Annotated in this window: 17 protein-coding genes; 5 read left to right on the top strand and 12 right to left on the bottom strand. The window is 65.7% G+C overall.

Annotated elements, in window-relative coordinates; translation table 11 throughout:
* Nucleotides 1-23: 23 nt before the first annotated feature.
* The 7 genes from ACFQPG_RS04350 to ACFQPG_RS04320 all read right to left on the bottom strand — a co-directional run bounded on the left by ACFQPG_RS04350 (nucleotide 24) and on the right by ACFQPG_RS04320 (nucleotide 6,604).
* Nucleotides 24-1,439 carry a UDP-N-acetylmuramoyl-L-alanyl-D-glutamate--2,6-diaminopimelate ligase gene (locus tag ACFQPG_RS04350; RefSeq protein WP_380810536.1) on the bottom strand — a complete coding sequence of 472 codons (1,416 nt, stop codon included), beginning with the start codon at nucleotides 1,437-1,439 and terminating at the stop codon, nucleotides 24-26.
* A 4-nt stretch (nucleotides 1,440-1,443) separates the two neighbouring features.
* Nucleotides 1,444-3,147, bottom strand: a complete 1,704-nt coding sequence (locus ACFQPG_RS04345; protein WP_380810535.1) for a peptidoglycan D,D-transpeptidase FtsI family protein — start codon at nucleotides 3,145-3,147, stop codon at nucleotides 1,444-1,446.
* Nucleotides 3,144-3,872, bottom strand: a complete 729-nt coding sequence (locus ACFQPG_RS04340) for a hypothetical protein (protein ID WP_380810534.1) — start codon at nucleotides 3,870-3,872, stop codon at nucleotides 3,144-3,146. Before ACFQPG_RS04340 ends, ACFQPG_RS04345 begins: the two co-directional genes overlap by 4 nt.
* Nucleotides 3,869-4,846: a 16S rRNA (cytosine(1402)-N(4))-methyltransferase RsmH gene (gene rsmH / locus ACFQPG_RS04335; protein WP_380810533.1), complete on the bottom strand. Its 978-nt coding sequence runs from the start codon at nucleotides 4,844-4,846 to the stop codon at nucleotides 3,869-3,871. The genes ACFQPG_RS04340 and rsmH overlap by 4 nt, the downstream gene beginning before the upstream one ends.
* The gene (locus tag ACFQPG_RS04330) at nucleotides 4,843-5,334 is read right to left on the bottom strand and encodes a division/cell wall cluster transcriptional repressor MraZ (protein WP_380810532.1); all 492 of its coding nucleotides are present in this window, start codon (nucleotides 5,332-5,334) and stop codon (nucleotides 4,843-4,845) included. Before ACFQPG_RS04330 ends, rsmH begins: the two co-directional genes overlap by 4 nt.
* A 332-nt stretch (nucleotides 5,335-5,666) precedes the next feature.
* The gene (locus ACFQPG_RS04325; RefSeq protein WP_380810531.1) at nucleotides 5,667-6,272 is read right to left on the bottom strand and encodes a hypothetical protein; all 606 of its coding nucleotides are present in this window, start codon (nucleotides 6,270-6,272) and stop codon (nucleotides 5,667-5,669) included.
* A gap of 119 nt (nucleotides 6,273-6,391) precedes the next feature.
* Nucleotides 6,392-6,604, bottom strand: a complete 213-nt coding sequence (locus tag ACFQPG_RS04320) for a hypothetical protein (RefSeq protein ID WP_380810530.1) — start codon at nucleotides 6,602-6,604, stop codon at nucleotides 6,392-6,394.
* A gap of 137 nt (nucleotides 6,605-6,741) precedes the next feature.
* On the opposite strand from ACFQPG_RS04320, the gene ACFQPG_RS04315 reads away from it, so the two are divergent.
* Both ACFQPG_RS04315 and purL read left to right on the top strand, forming a co-directional pair.
* Nucleotides 6,742-7,137 carry a hypothetical protein gene (locus ACFQPG_RS04315; RefSeq protein WP_380810529.1) on the top strand — a complete coding sequence of 132 codons (396 nt, stop codon included), beginning with the start codon at nucleotides 6,742-6,744 and terminating at the stop codon, nucleotides 7,135-7,137.
* 79 nt (nucleotides 7,138-7,216) lie between these two features.
* Nucleotides 7,217-9,454 (top strand): phosphoribosylformylglycinamidine synthase subunit PurL, encoded by a 2,238-nt coding sequence (gene purL / locus ACFQPG_RS04310; RefSeq protein ID WP_380810528.1) that lies wholly within the window; start codon nucleotides 7,217-7,219, stop codon nucleotides 9,452-9,454.
* Between the two features lie 98 nt (nucleotides 9,455-9,552).
* Here the strand turns inward: purL and ACFQPG_RS04305 are convergent, their stop codons facing one another.
* The gene (locus ACFQPG_RS04305) at nucleotides 9,553-10,326 is read right to left on the bottom strand and encodes an alpha/beta fold hydrolase (RefSeq protein WP_380810527.1); all 774 of its coding nucleotides are present in this window, start codon (nucleotides 10,324-10,326) and stop codon (nucleotides 9,553-9,555) included.
* Between the two features lie 79 nt (nucleotides 10,327-10,405).
* Here ACFQPG_RS04305 and ACFQPG_RS04300 point away from each other — a divergent pair, with 79 nt between their 5' ends.
* The 3 genes from ACFQPG_RS04300 (at nucleotide 10,406) to ACFQPG_RS04290 (ending at nucleotide 12,478) form a co-directional block, all read left to right on the top strand.
* Entirely contained in the window at nucleotides 10,406-10,606 is a 201-nt protein-coding gene (locus ACFQPG_RS04300; RefSeq protein ID WP_380810526.1) for a bacterioferritin-associated ferredoxin, read from the top strand.
* A gap of 74 nt (nucleotides 10,607-10,680) precedes the next feature.
* Nucleotides 10,681-11,163 (top strand): bacterioferritin, encoded by a 483-nt coding sequence (bfr, locus tag ACFQPG_RS04295; protein WP_380810525.1) that lies wholly within the window; start codon nucleotides 10,681-10,683, stop codon nucleotides 11,161-11,163.
* 88 nt (nucleotides 11,164-11,251) lie between these two features.
* Complete coding sequence (locus ACFQPG_RS04290) at nucleotides 11,252-12,478, top strand: DUF418 domain-containing protein (protein WP_380810524.1); 1,227 nt, start codon at nucleotides 11,252-11,254, stop codon at nucleotides 12,476-12,478.
* Here the strand turns inward: ACFQPG_RS04290 and ACFQPG_RS04285 are convergent.
* From ACFQPG_RS04285 to ACFQPG_RS04270, 4 genes are all read right to left on the bottom strand, one after another.
* Nucleotides 12,475-12,912: an Hpt domain-containing protein gene (locus ACFQPG_RS04285; protein WP_380810523.1), complete on the bottom strand. Its 438-nt coding sequence runs from the start codon at nucleotides 12,910-12,912 to the stop codon at nucleotides 12,475-12,477. The genes ACFQPG_RS04290 and ACFQPG_RS04285 overlap by 4 nt on opposite strands.
* Before the next feature lie 84 nt (nucleotides 12,913-12,996).
* The gene (der, locus tag ACFQPG_RS04280) at nucleotides 12,997-14,361 is read right to left on the bottom strand and encodes a ribosome biogenesis GTPase Der (RefSeq protein ID WP_380810522.1); all 1,365 of its coding nucleotides are present in this window, start codon (nucleotides 14,359-14,361) and stop codon (nucleotides 12,997-12,999) included.
* A 46-nt stretch (nucleotides 14,362-14,407) separates the two neighbouring features.
* Nucleotides 14,408-15,727 carry a PQQ-binding-like beta-propeller repeat protein gene (locus ACFQPG_RS04275; protein ID WP_380810521.1) on the bottom strand — a complete coding sequence of 440 codons (1,320 nt, stop codon included), beginning with the start codon at nucleotides 15,725-15,727 and terminating at the stop codon, nucleotides 14,408-14,410.
* A gap of 37 nt (nucleotides 15,728-15,764) precedes the next feature.
* Nucleotides 15,765-16,463, bottom strand: a complete 699-nt coding sequence (locus tag ACFQPG_RS04270; RefSeq protein WP_380810520.1) for a tetratricopeptide repeat protein — start codon at nucleotides 16,461-16,463, stop codon at nucleotides 15,765-15,767.
* Nucleotides 16,464-16,590: the final 127 nt, after the last annotated feature.

Below are 16,590 nucleotides of genomic sequence, written 5' to 3'. Positions count from 1 at the left end.
GCGGGATAGCATGTCGGGAGTAATCAAGCTGCGCACTCCCGGGCCACAAGCACATCATCGAACGGAAGCACCTGGTCTCCTATGATCTGGCCCGTCTCGTGGCCCTTGCCCGCGAGCAGGATGATGTCGCCCTTGCCAGCCAAAGCGATCGCCGCCGCAATCGCCTCGCGCCTGCCACCGATCTCCCGCGCGCCGGGGGCGCCGGCCAGCACGGCACGGCGGATCGCGGCCGGATCCTCGCCGCGCGGATTGTCGTCGGTGACGATCACGACGTCACTGGCTGCGGCGGCCACGCGCCCCATCTCCGGCCGCTTGCCCTCGTCGCGATCGCCGCCGGCCCCGAACACAGCGATCAGCTTGCCTTCCACGTGGGGGCGAAGCGCCGCGATTGCCGCCTCCAGCGCGTCGGCGGTGTGGGCATAGTCGACATAGACCGGCGCTCCGGCCGACGTGATCACGGCCCGCTCCAGCCGACCACGAACAGGCGCCAGCCGCCCCATGCCGGCGAACGTCTGTCCCCATTCGCCGCCGGTCGCCAGCACCAGCCCGGCCGCGACCAGCACGTTCGCGGCCTGGTAGGCGCCGATCAGCGGCAAGCTGAGCTTATGCTCCTTGCCGTCATGCTCGACGATGAGCACCTGCCCCAACGGACTCGGAACCTGGCTCTTGAGCCGGATGGTCTCGCCGCTTCCACCGACCGTGAGTAACTGGAGCCCACGCCGGCGAGCGCGTTCGATCACCTCTTTGCTCTTCGGATCGTCGGTCCAGATCACCGCCGTTCCGCCGTCCTGCACCACCTCGTCGAACAGCCGCATCTTGGCCTCGAAGTAAGCGGTCATGTCGGGATGGTAGTCGAGGTGGTCGCGCGAGAAATTCGTAAAGGCGGCCGCGTTCACCGGCAGCCCTTCGCTGCGATACTGGTCGAGGCCATGGCTGGACGCCTCGTAGGCGACATGGCCGATGCCCATGCGCTCCAGTCCCGCCAAGTTGCTGAGAAAGGTGACGATGTCGGGGGTAGTCAGTCCGGTCTTGACCTGATCGTCGGCGGTGGTGACCCCAAGAGTCCCCACCGACGCCGAGCGATGCCCGGCCATGCGCCACAACTGCCGGGTCATTTCGACAGTGGAAGTCTTGCCGTTGGTGCCGGTGACGGCGACGACCACCTCCGGGTAGGGCGCGAAGAATCGTGCGGCGAGGCGGGCGAACAGCCGCCGCGGCTCCGGATCGGCAAGGTGAACCGCCCCTTCGACCTGCGCTTCGGGTCGGGCGACCACTGCCACCGCGCCATGGCGAACCGCCCGTGCGATGAAATCCTCGCCATTGAAGCGCGTGCCGGGGAACGCTCCGAAGACAGTCCCGGGTGCGACCTTGCGATGATCGATGGCGAAGCCCGTCACCTCGGAATCGCTCTCGATCCCAGCAAGGTCCGCCAATCGCACGGGATCAGTCTTCCTTGCGGACGAAAGGCAGCACCTCGGCCATGTTGGGCTCCCGGCGCATGTCGGGGCGAACGCCCAGCATCGGGGCGATCCGGCTGACGGTCTTGCTAACCACCGGGGCGACGTTCCAGCCGGCCGTGCGGAAGCCGAAGGTTTCGGCAGTGGCCTTGGGTTCGTCGAGCATCACAACGATCACATAGCGCGGCTCGTCCATGGGGAAAACGCCGGCAAAGCTGGTGACCACCACATTCTTGGAATAGCGGCCGCCGATGATCTTCTCGGCGGAGCCAGTCTTGCCGCCGATCCGATAGCCTTTCGCATCCGCTTTCTTGCCGGTGCCCTCGGTGACCACCAGCCGCAGCAAGGAGCGCATCTTGTAGCTGGTGTCCTCGCTGAACGCCCGCTGCCCGCCGCCTGCCCGGTGGTTGCGGTCGACCTTGAGCAGGGTCGCCGGCCGGAAGATGCCGCCATTGAACAAGGTCGCGTAGCCGCTGGCGAGGTGCACCGGGGTGACCGCGATCGAGTGGCCGAAACCAACGGTCATCACGTCCGTGCGGCTCCACTCGCGCGGCGTCAGGGTACGTCCCCGCTCCTTCAGCTCGATTGCGAGCGGATCGAGAAAGCCCATCTTCTTGAGGAACGCCTTCTGCCGGGTCGCGCCGATCTGGTCGGCGATCTGCGCGGTGCCGACATTGGAGCTTTCCTTCATGATCTCCGCGACCGAGCAGGCGCGGTTGAACGGATGGGTGTCGCCGATCGTCCGGCCGGACACATGAAGCTGGCCCGGACAGGGATACATCTGCCCCATCGACTTCACCACGCCCGCGTCCATCGCCATGGCGACAGTGAACGGCTTGAAGGTTGAGCCGAGTTCGTAGACGCCAAGCGTCGCGCGATTGAAGCGCGCTTCCGGGTCCATGTTGCCAGCGATGTTTGGATTGAGCTGCGGCAGGCTGGTCATCGCCAGCAACTCGCCGGTGTGGATGTCCATGATCACGCCGGCCGCGCCGATTGCCGAATAGGTGGTCTTCGCCGCGAGAAGTTCGTGCTCGAGCGCCTGCTGGATTCGGCTGGAGATCGACAGGACCACCGGCTTGCCGCGAGTGGCAGGATCGGTCAGCTGCTTGTCGAGCGCCCGCTCCATGCCGGCGGCGCCATGCCCGTCGATGTCAGTGAAGCCGAGCACGTGCGCCGCCAGCGACGTCTGTGGGTAGAGCCGGTCCGGCTCCCGCTCCAGCGCGAGGCCGGGCTCCCCGAGCGCATTCACCGCCTGCACCAGGTTGGGCGCGGCGCGGCGGCGGAGGTAGATGAAATTCTTCTTCGACCGCAGCAGCGCCATCCAGCCGGCTTCGTCGCGTTCCGGCATCAACACCGCCAGTCTGCGCGCCAGATCGAGCTTGTCGCCGATGACCTTGCCCGGGTGCAGTGCGACCGTCCAGGCATCGATGGTCCGGGCCAGCGGCTGACCGTCGCGATCGACGATGTCGCCGCGCTCGGGCACGTCGGCCATGGCGGTCACCTTGCGCCCGGCATGATCGCCAAAGGCAGCAAGGTAGAACAACCGGACCAGGATGAGGCCGATCACGCCCGCATAGACCAGCATGCCGAACATCAGCCGCTGGTGCATAACCGCGAGAATCTTCTGCCGCTGCCCTACGAGCCGAAGCCGGTCGGGCCGGGCGACGAGATTGGGCGTCGGGGCGTTCATTGCTTCGCTTTGACGTCCTTGGTGCCGATTGCCGACTTCGCTGGGCTGGAAGCCTTGCTTGCGGTGGCGGGCTTGGCGGGCGCGGGCTTGGTTGCCGCTCCCGCCGCCTTGCCTGTCGGCTTCACCACCGCAGTCTCCTTCACCGTAACGGGCTTGGGCTTAGCAGCCTTGATCGGCTTTGCCTCGCTGGACGCCTTGGTCACCGCGGTTTTTTCCACAGTTTTCTTTGCGTTTTCAGCAGCCGGCTTGACGGCCGGAGCAGCCAGCTTCGGCTCCGGCGCGGCAGCGCCGAGGTCACGGCGGAAGCTTGCCACCCGCATCAGGTCCTTGGCGGCGACGCCGGCGTCGGGCCCATCGCTGGTCAGACGGGGCCTGTTCTCCGGCGCAGGGGCCGACGCCAGGACGACCGGCGCCGCCGGATCGACCGTCTTCTTCGGCGCAACCATGCTGGCCAGGGCAAAACCACCCTCGACGAACTGGTTCGCCTCGGGCGCGGACAGCGCCAGCACCTTGACGTTCCAGCTTTCCAGCTGCGCCAGCCGCCCCCGGGTCCCGATCTCGGTCTGCAGGACGCGGATGTCGCGCTGGGCCAGCACGATCCGGTTCTCCACGTCCTCCAGCGCAGCCCGCTCCGACGCGACACGGAGCGACACCATGTAGCAACTCAACGCCGCACCCGCGACGCCGGCAACCATGGTGATGGAGCGGAAACCCCGGGCGCTCATGACAATGTCTCCTTGCGGCCCCACGGCGGGGCATCGGTACGAATGGCGGAGCGCAGCCGGGCGGACCGGGCGCGCGGATTGCGGTGGAGTTCGGCCTCGGAGGGTGAGACCGGCTTCGCGACATTGCGGAACGTCGGCGCAGGGCCAGCCTGCACGGCGGGCCGGTGGCGCGAGCCGGCGGGCACATCGCCGCTGCGGACCTTGAGGAAGCGCTTCACGATGCGATCCTCCAGGCTGTGGAACGTCACCACCGCGAGCCGCCCGCCCGGGCGGAGGCTACGCTCGGCCGCTGCGAGGCCCTGCTCCAGTTCGTCCAACTCGGCATTGAGGTGAATGCGAATGGCCTGGAACGTCCTGGTCGCAGGATCGGTCTTCATTCCCGCATGGTGCCCGAGCACCTTACGCAGCAGCGCTGCGAGCTCTGACGTGCGGGCCAGTGGCCGCGCAGCGACGATCGCTCGGGCAATGGTTCGCGCGCGTGGCTCCTCGCCATAGTCACGTATTACGCGCGCGATCTCTGATTCTTCGGCAGTGTTGAGGAAGTCAGCGGCGGTCTCGCCCGACTGGCTCATCCGCATATCGAGCGGGCCGTCGTTCTGGAAGGAAAAGCCGCGCTCCGCCTGATCCAGCTGCATCGAGGACACGCCGATGTCGAGCGTGATCCCGTCGACAGGGGACAGGCCGCGTTCGGCAAGCACCCGGTCCATCTGACTGAACCGCTCTTCGATGAGGGTCAGACGTCCCTCCCCCCCGAGAGCGTCCGGGACGAGTGACGGTCCGGCTGCGATCGCATTTGGATCACGATCGAACGCAATCACTCGTCCCGCCCCCGCCCCGAGCATGGCGCGCGTATAGCCGCCAGCCCCGAAGGTGCCGTCGACGTGCGTTTCGCCAGGGACAATGGCGAGCGCTTCGACGACCTCATCAACCAGCACCGGCGCATGGGACGAGCGGGAGGTGGGGACGGCGCTCACGCGCTGACCCCCCGCTCTTCCAGCCGGTAGCGGGCGATATCCTTCATGTCCTCGGGGATCCGCGGATCCTCCAGGAAGGTCATGGGATTCCAAATCTGAAAGGTTTCGCCGGTGCCGAGAAACAGGGCGAGGTCGGCGATCCCGCCCTTGCGGCGCATCATCGGCGGAAGAACGATGCGGCCGGAGCTGTCGTAGGGCACTTCCTCCGTCGCGGCGAACGCCATCAGGTTGCGCTGCTGATATTCGAGGTGCGCCTCGGCATTCAGCTCTTCCTTCTCGAGCAGCCGTTCCAGTTTCGAATGCTTCAGCGCCGCATACGCGGGGTCGTAGGCGCTGAGAGCCGCAAACTGTTCGTGCTTGGCGAGGACGATTGTGCGGGAATCGCCGCGGCGCTCGATCACGGTGCGCAGGAACGCGGGGACGGAGACGCGGCCCTTGGCGTCTACCGCGTTGAGCGCGCTGCCCTGAAACAGATGCTCAAGTGCCACCGACTTGCCACTCCCGCCGCGCGGCAAGCCTTCCCCGTTCGCCGGATGCACGGGGTCCCCGTGAAAACCGGCGCTGTTGGCCAATGATGGGTTAGCCCCGCGCTACTCCATGTGTGTAACGCGAGAAGGTCAGGGATACAATGGGATTTGATGCCACTTCATGGATATTCATGGGCAGTGGCGGATTTCTGCGCGTTTTCCGGTCTCAACGATACTCCGGTTCTCCTTTCGTTCTTTCTTGATTGATTGTGGATAAGTCTGTGCGTGGCCTACTTTCCAGCAAGAATCGGGGCAAGTGCCGACAAATGCCACTCGCCCGCTTCATTGGTGTTTTACTTGGCTGGTAGGCTGCTCAGAACGGCAAGGAGGGCGCTCAGGTTCTCCGAGGTCGGGCCATCCAGTGCGCCGCTGCCGCGCAAGTTGAGGAAGTCGGCATCGGCGATCACCACCGCCCAGCCATCTCCGATCCGGCAGCGCGCAACCAGGCCGGAGTCCTCGATGCGGCAATTGCCGATGCTCGAGGCCAGAGTTCCGGGAGAGCCTGTTATGACCTCATGCCCGGACAGGGTGCCGGTTTGCGGCCCCGCCTTCTCCGGAGCGTAAAGCGTCAGGCCCCAATGTTTGAGCAGGCCAGTATCCGGGAAAGCTGCCGGCGGCCGAAGAACGTCGCCGAGCGGCCGCTCGCTTTCCCAGCCCAGCGACGGATCGGCGAGCAGAACGATCCGACCTCCGTCCCGTACCCATGTGTCCAGCGCGACGAGCCGCTCGGCCGGGAACGCCCGGGGCTGGATGGCGAGTAGCAGGCCTCTTGCCGCGAGCTGTTCGGGTCCATCGACCAGCCGAACCGCATATTGCTTCTCCAGCTCCACCATCGCCGGGTGAGCTACCGAGTCCAGGCTGAAGCCCTCCGCGAACGCGATCGGCAGTGAGGTGAGCAACGCAAGCTCCGGCTTCCCAGACCGGGCAGCTTGGGGCGGTCGCTCCCGATCGGTTGATGGTGCCTCTTCGCCGCGGCACGCCAGCGTTGCCAGCGCCGCCAGCGCGGCGAGAGTCCGTCTCATAGAGCGTTGTTGGCGGCCGAGCCCGTGTTCGCGCCGTCTTCCTGGGCGGGAGCCACACCCAGTTCGGCGAGCGGCTCGTTCGGAGCCGAGAGATTTGGCTCCCCCTGCCCGGCTGCGTCGTCGCCGCTGCTGCGCAGGATCACCGTGCCGAGCAACACCAACAGGAAGACGAACGCCAGTCCCGTCAGGCCAATCCGGATACGCTGCATGGAATTCAAGCGGTCATTCCCCAACCCCCGCGGAAGCCAGCAGCCTATGCCCGCTTTTTTCCCATGGCAACAAAGACGCGCCAGGGGCCTGTCGAACGGCCATTGACGGGGGTCGTCGCACTCCCGACATGCGCTCCATGATTCGCACCCCATTGCTCCTCACCCTTGCAGCAGCCGCCGCGCTAGCCGGCTGCGACCAGGGCAGCCACACCATCGTCCAGAATGGTCCCCCTGACCCGATGGCGAACGAACTCGCCGCCGCTCCGCCGGTGGAGCTGCCGAAGCCGATCGTCGCGTCGCACTCCTACCGCTGCAAGGACAACAGTTTGGTCTACATCGACTGGCTGGCCGAGAATTCGGGCGCGAACGTGCGCACCGAGAAGACGTCCGCGTCGACGCCCCTCAAGCCGGGCGCCGATGGAAAGCCGCCCTTCACGGCCGAAGGGGGCTACAGCGTCTCCGGCTCGGTGGAGGACGCCAGCGTCACCATCGCCCTGGCCGGCAAGGAAGGCCAGAGCTGCAAGCGGGGCTGAGCCGAGCTACGTCGAAGCACATCGCCCCCGGCTTCGGCCGGGGGTTTTTTTATGGCCCCCGCATCGCTAGTGCCCGGCCATGTCGCAGATCACGCCCGATATCGTCGCCGAGCACGGCCTTTCCGAAGACGAGTACCAGCGGCTCCTCCACGCCCTCGGCCGCGAGCCGAACCTGGTCGAGCTCGGCATCTTTTCGGTTATGTGGTCGGAGCATTGCTCCTACAAATCATCGCGCGTCCACCTCAAGAAACTGCCGACCGAAGCGCCGTGGGTGATCTGCGGCCCCGGTGAAAATGCGGGCGTGATCGACATCGGCGATGGCGACGCGGCGATCTTCAAGATGGAGAGTCACAACCACCCCTCGTACATTGAGCCCTACCAAGGCGCTGCAACCGGGGTCGGCGGCATTCTGCGCGACGTCTTCACCATGGGAGCGCGCCCGGTCGCCAACCTGAACGCGCTGCGGTTCGGTGATCCCGAGCACCCCAGGATGCGCCACCTGATCAGCGGCGTGGTCGCCGGCATCGGCGGCTATGGTAATTGTGTCGGCGTGCCGACGGTGGGCGGCGAGGTGAATTTCGACCCGGCCTACAACGGCAACATCCTCGTCAACGCGATGACCGTGGGCGTCGCGAAGCAGGACAAGATCTTCTACTCGGCGGCCGCGGGGATCGGGAACCCGGTGGTCTACGTCGGTTCCAGGACGGGCCGCGACGGCATTCATGGCGCGACCATGGCCTCGGCTGACTTCGGGGCGGACAGCGAGGAGAAGCGGCCAACCGTCCAGGTCGGCGATCCCTTCACCGAGAAGCTGTTGATCGAAGCCTGCCTCGAATTAATGGCCTCGGACGCGATCGTCGCCATCCAGGACATGGGCGCGGCCGGCCTCACCTCCTCCTCGGTCGAGATGGCCAGCAAGGGCGGCGTCGGCATCAAGCTGATCATGGACCAGGTGCCCTGCCGCGAGGAGGGCATGACGCCCTACGAGATGATGCTCTCCGAAAGCCAGGAGCGCATGCTGATGGTCCTGAAGCCCGGCCGCGAGGCTGAGGCCGAGGCGATCTTCCGCAAATGGGAACTCGACTTCGCGGTGATCGGCGAGGTGACCGAAACCGGGCGGATGGTGCTGGAATGGAAGGGCGAGACCGTCGCCGACATTCCGCTTGGGCCACTCGCGGACGAAGCGCCGCTGTACGACCGCCCGCACCTCAGTCGAGAGGAGTACAAGACCTGGGCGCAGGTCAAGCCGCTCGACGAGGTGCCGGAGAGCACCGACATTGGCGCGGACCTCCTGAAGCTGCTGGCCTCCCCCCACCTCGCCAGCCGCCGCTGGATCTACGAGCAATACGACCAGCAGGTTGGCGGCAATACTGTCCAGCGCCCCGGCGGCGATGCCGCGGTCGTACGGGTGCACGGCACCGACAAGGCGCTGGCGATCACCACCGATTGCACCCCGCGCTACTGCTACGCCGACCCGTACGAGGGCGGAAAGCAGGCGGTCGCTGAGGCGTACCGCAACCTGTGCGCGGTCGGGGCGATGCCGCTCGCGATTACAAACTGCCTCAACTTTGGCAACCCGCAGCGGCCGGAGATCATGGCGCAGATTACCGGCTGCCTCGAAGGCATGGCCGACGCCTGCCGTGCCCTGGATTTTCCGATCGTGAGCGGCAATGTCAGCCTTTACAACGAGAGCAAGGCGACCGGCGGCGGGAGCGCGATTCTGCCTACGCCCGCGATTGGTGGCGTTGGGCTGCTCAAGGACTGGCGGAAGAGCGCGACGATTCCGTTCAAGGCTGCGGGCGAAGACATTGTTCTGATCTTCGGACACAAGCCAGCAAATCTCGGCCAGTCACTTTGGGTTGAGGTTTGCCAAAACCGTCGTGCAGGTCGGCCGCCATCTGTCAGTCTCGGTGATGAGTTGAACGTCGGCCGATACATACGGGAAGCTATTGCGAGTGAGACTGTCACGGCGGTCCATGACATTTCGGACGGCGGCTTCCTTGTCGCTGTTACTGAAATGGCGTTGGCATCAGGCGTTGGCGCGACCATTTCTTTGGGTGACCGGAGCGGCGCCACCGCATGGGCCTTCGCTGAAGACCAGGGATGCTATGTTGTCACCGTGCCCGATGGGTTGAAGTTCGTTCGTGAGCTGACGACGCCCGGTGTCACTGCGATTTGCATGGGCAGCACGGGCGGAAATGAAGTTGTCGTCACAGTTGAGGACAAGCTGCATGGCTCCGTCTCCCTCACCGATCTCCGCGCGGCCCACGAAGGCTTCTTCCCCAGGCTGATGGGCGGGGAGCATCCGGTCGCCTGACCCCTCGTCAGTGGGAGCGCAGCGAAGCAATCAGTTCTTGTTCGCTACAGCCGAAGTGACTGGATTGCAGAGTCGCTACTCTCCTCGCAATGACGGATTCAAGCAGTCGCCCGCAGCACCAACTCTACCGTATCCTCCGGCTGATCCCACATCGGGAAGTGACCGCAGCGATCAAACCAGACCAGCTCCGCTTCCGGAAACGCCGCCTTTGCCCGTTCCGCCTGCTGGGGCAGGCAGAGGCGGTCCTGCTTGCCCCAGACAATCGTCACCCGCCCGCTGCCCGGAGCCGACGGGCCTTGCTGGGCTGGACCCGCGGCCAAGTCCTCCACCAGAGCGTCGAACGTCCGGCAGGAGGCAAAGCTTTGGAGCTCACGTGCGACCACATCGCCATCCAGCGCCCACGGCCTGGCGGACAGCTGCGCCAGCAGGGCCGAGCGCGACACAGCATTGTGGGCCAAGCCCGAAAGGGCCGGCCGAACACTTCGCAATAGCCAAACGGACGCAGAAAGCGTGTTGCGCAGGTAAGCCCGCTCCCATCCGACCCAGAAGCCTCCCGGATCAAGCGACACGACATTGCCCGCAAGTCCCCGCCGAGCCAGCTCCAGCACCATCCGAGCGCCCATCGAGCTGCCGATCATGTCGACCCCGCGCAGGCCATTGTCGACGATCAACTCCGACACGCTCCTGCAAAGCCCCGTAAAAGTGCCGCTGTCCGGCTCGGCGGGCGCCTCGCCATGTCCCGGAATGTCGAACAGCAGCAGCCGCCGTTCCGCCGCGAGCGCATCAGCGACTGTGTCCCAGGACCGCGTGCTGCCACCCAGGCCGTGAATCATCAGCAGCGGCTTGCCCCGCCCATGTTCAACCAGTTTCATTCCAGGCCAACGCCGCAGGCATGCACTTCGGTCCGCCGCCATCTTGCGAACGCCTCGCATTATCGACTACGTTGAGCTCATGATCGTCTGCGTCTGCAATGCGATTCGCGAGGAGCAGCTTCGGGCCGAGGCTCGCCGCGGCGCGACTTCGCCCGGCCGCGCTTATGCCCAGCTCGGCTGCAAGGCCAAGTGCGGATCATGTCTCCCTTTCGCCCGAGCGATCATCGACGAGGAACTGGATGCACTCGAAGAAGCGCTCGCGCCGGTCCGCGCCGCCTGAGCCTTCTTGCGAGTTGTTAGCGCTTCGTTCGGCCCATCCCCTGGAGTAGATGCGGTCCGCGAAAGGGGATCCACATGAAGGGCGATGTGCGCGTCATCGAGCTGCTCAACCAAGCGCTCCGGGACGAGTTGACCGCGATCAACCAATATTGGCTGCACTACCGGCTGCTGGACAATTGGGGAATCGACAAGCTGGCCGCGTTCGAGCGGCACGAGTCCATCGACGAGATGAAGCACGCCGACCGAATAGCTGAGCGCATCCTGTTCCTCGATGGCCTGCCCAACTTCCAGATGCTCGGGCGCCTGCGGATCGGCGAGAATGTGCCTGAAATCCTCAAGGCCGATCTCGAGGCCGAGTATGAGGCGTGCAAGCTGTACCGCGAGATCATCGCTCATGCCGAGAGCGTCCGCGACTTCGTCACCCGCGACCTTGCCGCCGAAATCCTCCAGGACGAGGAAGGCCATGTCGACTTCCTCGAGACCCAGATCGAGCTGATCGGGCGCATGGGGCTGGAGAATTACATCCAGCTGCAGAGCAAGCCGGCGGACTCGGAGTAGTGCATGGTTTGCCCCTGCAAAGGCAGGGGCCCAGTTGTCCTCGCATTCGCGACCTGTGCTCCTGCCTTCGCAGGAGCACAGAGTTCGCATGACCACAGCTCCCGATCGCCACCTCAGCCTGGACGTCATTCGCGGGGTTGCCGTGATGGGCATCCTGGTCGCCAACCTGCCTGCGTTCGCATTGCCGCAAGCAGCCTATTTCTCACCGCTAGCATGGGGCGGCACCACGCCGGCCGATGTCGCGGTGTGGCTCGGCACCTTTGTCTTGATTGAAGGCAAGATGCGCGGCCTGTTCTCCTTGCTGTTCGGCGCCTCGATGCTGCTGGTGATCGACCGGGCGGGCAGCAGCGGGCAGAGCGCTGCTCCCATCCACTACGCCCGGATGGCGGTGCTCTTCGCGATCGGTCTGCTCCACATGTACCTGATCTGGTGGGGCGATATCCTTGCTCATTACGCGCTGGTTGGGGCGGTCGCCTTCCTGTTCCGCCGCTGGTCGGCGTGGCAGTTGCTCGCGCTCGGACTCGCAGCGCTTGTCGTGACGCTGTTGTGGAACGGCATGGGCCTGCTCGCCTTGATCGACAGCGCCGCCCGCGACACGCAGGGGCGAATCGCAACCTGGAACGGCTTCGCCCAAGCCTTCGGCGTGCCCGGCCGCGACGCGATCCTGGCGGAGATCACCGCCATGAAGGGCCCCTGGCCTGGCGAGGTAAGCTACCGTTGGCGGACCCTGGCAGGTCCTCTTGCCTTCCTCAAGACCGTGGGGCTCGAGACATTTTCGGCAATGCTGCTGGGGATGGCGGCATTCCGCTCCGGCTTCCTCACCGGCGCATGGCCCCGTTCCACCTATCGGCGGGCGGCAGCGATTGGCCTCGGCCTCGCCCTACCCGCCTATCTGCTGCTGGGTCTGGTGACGATTGCGCACGATTTCGATCAGCGTTGGGTGTTTGTCGGCAGCATCGTCGGTTCCGTGCCGTTCCGAATGCTCGGCGTCTTGGGCTATGCGGCCCTGATCATCCTGCTGCTTCGGCCTGGCGGTTGGCTGACCGAACGCATCGCAGCAGTCGGCCGGGCAGCCTTTTCCAACTATCTCGGCACGTCCGTCCTGATGACGGCAGTTTTCTACGGCTGGGGCCTGGGGCTGTTCGGCTTGATGTCACGCGCTCAAATGTATCTGCTGGCGCCGCTGGCCTGGCTGCTGATGCTGCTATGGTCCAGGCCGTGGCTGGAGCGCTACCGGTTCGGACCGCTGGAGTGGCTGTGGCGAACCCTCGCACGTGGCGAGGTTCAACCAATGCGACGCGTGCCCGTCGCCTAGATCCGCCCGAAATCCTGGTTCGCGACCCGGCGGCCGAACCCGCCCGCCACAGACGCTCGCGCCACCAGCGGATTGGTGGCCTTGTCGAACAGCTCGACCGTGCAGCTGAACAGCCGCCGCATCTCGACCACGTCCTTGACCAGCTCGTCGGGGAAGCGCCGGGTTTCGATGCACGTCCGGGCCGTGTTCTCGATCAGTTCGGCGACCTTGGCCAGCGGCTGCGCTCCGAACTGGCGCGCCTCACCCTTGATGGTATGCGCCGGCATGACCAAGCCGACCGTGTTCTGCTCGCGCATCGCTTGTTCGATCTGGGCTAGCGACTTGGCGCCGTCCTCCCGGAAGTAGCTTAGGATCCGGATGAACCCGGGGCCAAGCTCGGCCCGGCACTTCTCGAAGTGCAGCCAGTCGACAATGTCAGCGCTTCCCCCCTCCACGATCCAACTTCTCCGGTCTGCGTCTGGCGGCCGATGGTGCCACGCAGCATTCCTAGCCCGCAAAGCGTAAAGAGCGGGTTAGCGTCAGGCCTTGTCGTGATACGGATTCTTGGGTGCCCGCAGGGTCATCCGCAGCGGCACCGCGCCAAGGCCGAGGTCCCGGCGCATGGAGTTGAGTAGGTAACGGCGGTAGCTTTCGGGCAGCTGGTCGACGCGGGTGCCGAACACCACAAAGCTGGGCGGCCGAGTCTTCACCTGGGTGATGTAGCGCAGCTTGATCCGCTTGCCGCCCGGGGCAGGCGGCGCGTTGGCCTCCACAGCCCGTTCGAACCAGCGGTTGAGTTCGCCCGTCGCTACCCGGCGCGACCAGCCCTCCCGAATCTCGAACGCCGCACCGATCAACTGGTCGATGCCCTTGCCGGTCTTGGCTGACACGGTCAGCACGGGCACCCCTTTGAGCTGCGAGAGCCCCTCTTCCAGCGCCGCTTTGACCCCGTTGAACAGGGACGACGCATTGTCGGCGACATCCCATTTGTTGAGCGCGATAACCAGTCCGCGGCCTTCCTCGATCACCGCATCGGCAATCTTCAGGTCCTGCACCTCCAGTCCTCGGGTCGCATCGAGCAGCAGCACCACGACCTCAGCCCGGTCAATCGAGCGGCGCGTGTCCTGCGCCGACAGCCATTCCAGCTTGTCGTCCACCTTGGCGCGCTTGCGCAGGCCTGCGGTGTCGACCAACCGGACCCGCCGCACCTCGCCATCCTTGTCGCGCCAGTCCCAGTCCACGCTGATGCTGTCGCGCGTGATCCCGGCTTCCGGTCCGGTGATCATCCGCTCCTCGCCGAGCATTCGGTTGACCAGGGTCGACTTGCCCGCGTTCGGCCGGCCGACGATCGCGAGCTTCAGCGGCCCATCCTCGTCGTCCTGCTCGTCCTCGTCCTCGCTGTCTTCGCGTTCAACGAACGGGCGGAGGGACTCGAACAGGTCGACCACCCCTTCGCCGTGCTCGGCACTAAGCGCAATCGGCTCGCCGAAGCCAAAGGCGAACGCCTCCAGTCGCCCGGCTTCGCCGGCACGTCCTTCGGCCTTGTTGGCTGCAACGATGATCGGTGTATCCTCGCTGCGCAGCCAGCGGGCGATTTCCTCGTCCAAAGGAGTGACGCCTTCACGCGCATCGATCAGGAACAGCGCGACATCTGCCTCGCGCACCGCAGCCTCGGTCTGCGCCCGCATCCGGCCGGGCAGGCTGGCAGGATCCTCGTCCTCAAAGCCCGCGGTGTCCATCACCCGGAACTCCAGGCCGAGCAGCTTGCCCTCCCCCTCGCGCCGGTCGCGGGTCACGCCGGGGCGATCGTCCACCAGGGCGGCACGCCTGCCGACAAGGCGATTGAACAGGGTCGACTTGCCCACGTTGGGACGGCCGACGATGGCAACGGTTGGAAGAGGCATGGCACGCCCCTAGCGAAACCTGCCCCTCATTGCGAGGAGCACGGCATCACCGGAAGGCGTGCAGCCGGCCGCGGTTGTCCAAAATGTAGAGCGTCGAGTTCGCCACCGCAGGGGCAAGACTGATGCCGGCTCCGACATTTGTCTGCGACTGGAAGCTGCCGGTCGAGGGGTCGACGTTGATCAGCACGCCGTTCGACCCAGCGACAATCAGCCGGTCACCGGCCAGCACCGGGCCGACATAGCTGATCGGGCCGCGCTTCCCCTTGGGATTCTCGAACGCCGGGAGCTGATTGATCCAGCGGACCTTGCCGGTGCTGCGCGCGATGGCGACCAGCTTGGCATCGTCGCTCACCACGAACACCCAGTCGCCTGCCACCCACGGCGTGGAAATGCCGGCGATGTTGAGTTCCCAGATGCGCTGGCCGCTGATCAGGTCGAGCGAGACCATCCGGCCGCCCTGCCCCACCGCGAACACCTGCCCGCCATCGATCACCGGGCTTGCGTCGATGTCCGACAGGTTGGCGACGCTGGTTGAAATGCTGGTCCGCGCGAGGGCATCCTGCCACACCACCCGGCCGTTCTCGTAACGGTAGGCGTTGAGTTCACCCGAGGAGAAACCGGCGACTACGGTACCCTGCGCGACTGCGGGGGACGCGGTTCCAAACACGCCGGCGATCTCCAGGGCGGCCGAGCTGGACCAGTTAGCCGTGCCGTCGGCCATCTTGAGCGAGTAGATTTGGTTGTCCTGGCTCATGACGTAGAGCGTATCGGCCGTCACCGTCGGCGCGCCGCGCAGCGGGCCGCCCGGACGCACCTGCCACGCGATGCCGCCATTGCCAGCGTCAAGCGCCGCAACGAAGCCAAGGCCGTTGGTGGCGTAGACCCGGCCGTTCGCGACCGAGACGCCGCCGCCAAACAGCGATGCGCTGTTGCCGCGCTCCGTGCCGAACTGGGTCGCCCACAATTGCCGGCCGCTCTGGCCGTCGAACGCGCGCACCGTTGCGGTGGTGTCAATGGTGAAGACCTTGCCGTCGGCAACGACCGGGGGAGACGCAAGCCGTGCATCGACGCTGCTGCCGCTGCCGGCCTGAACCGAGAAGGCTGTGCCCAGTGCGGCGCCAAGCGCCACGTGGCCCATCGACTTGGAGGCGTTGCCCCCCGGCTGCGACCATTCGGAATTTCCGGCGGCAGCGGGCAGGCTGAACGGTGCCGAAGCGGTCGCCGGATCAATGGCGATGTCGACTTCGCTGGTCAGCACGGACACTCGTTCACCAAGGACTGGGGTCTTGGGACGCGCCTTGTTGAACGGGTTACACCCGGCCAGCAACGCGGCCGCAAGCGTGATCGTGACGATCTTGTTGTTCATGGATCTCATGCCCTTGGCGATGTTTGGCTTGATGGGATCAGGTGCGGGGAGCCGGCGGCGACGCCGGTTCCACCCCCAGCGAACCCGCGATCTGCTGAGCTCGCCCGCGGAGCGACGCCGGGGCCGTCTTGTCGTTCCCGATCGCGGCGAACAGCCGGCCCGCCTCGGCGGTCCGGTTCTGCTTCAGCATGGCCATGGCGCTCAGTTCCCCGGCGCTGCCGAACCAGGGATTGCCCGGCTTGGCGAGTTCCTGAAGGCGGCTGACGACCTCTTCCGGTTTCAGCGTGTCAAATTCGACGGCCGTGCCGCGAACCAGCGCCGCCTGACGGAGACCCTCCGGCAGATCGTCGTCCTGCGAAACGGCGCGATAGGCGTCGGCGGCCTTGGTGCGATTGCCGCTCTGCAGCGCGAGTGCCGCCTGCGACAGCAAGGCTGCGCCGCGGTACGCATCGGGCGCATTCTTCGCCATCGCCGCCAGCCGCGCATCCGCGTTGCCGGTCTTGCCGTTACCGATGTCGGTGATCACCTGCGCCAGCGCTTCGCTCTGCCCTTGGGCGACTTCGACTTGATGGTTGCGCCAGTAAAGGATGCCGGCTGCGAGCGCGAGGACCAGCACCGCGGCGGCGATCAGCCAGCCGCCGTACCGCTTGAAGAAATCTTCCGCCTGGCTGCGGCGCAGATTCTCGTCGACTTCGCGGATGAAGCTTTCGTTGGTTTCACCGGGGGCGAGGGCCAAATGAACTGAACCTTTGTTGCTGATTGGATCCGCTGCCGCGGCTGCTCATTTCCATGGCCGGAGATGAACAGAAGCTTGGCGGAAAGGGCGTCTAACCGGCTTTGCGTCAAACGGCAAAGTGTCCGGC

This window comes from Sphingomonas sp. GCM10030256 (genome assembly GCF_042666415.1).
Lineage (GTDB): Bacteria > Pseudomonadota > Alphaproteobacteria > Sphingomonadales > Sphingomonadaceae > Sphingomicrobium.
This window is presented reverse-complemented; position numbering and strand designations above follow the sequence as displayed.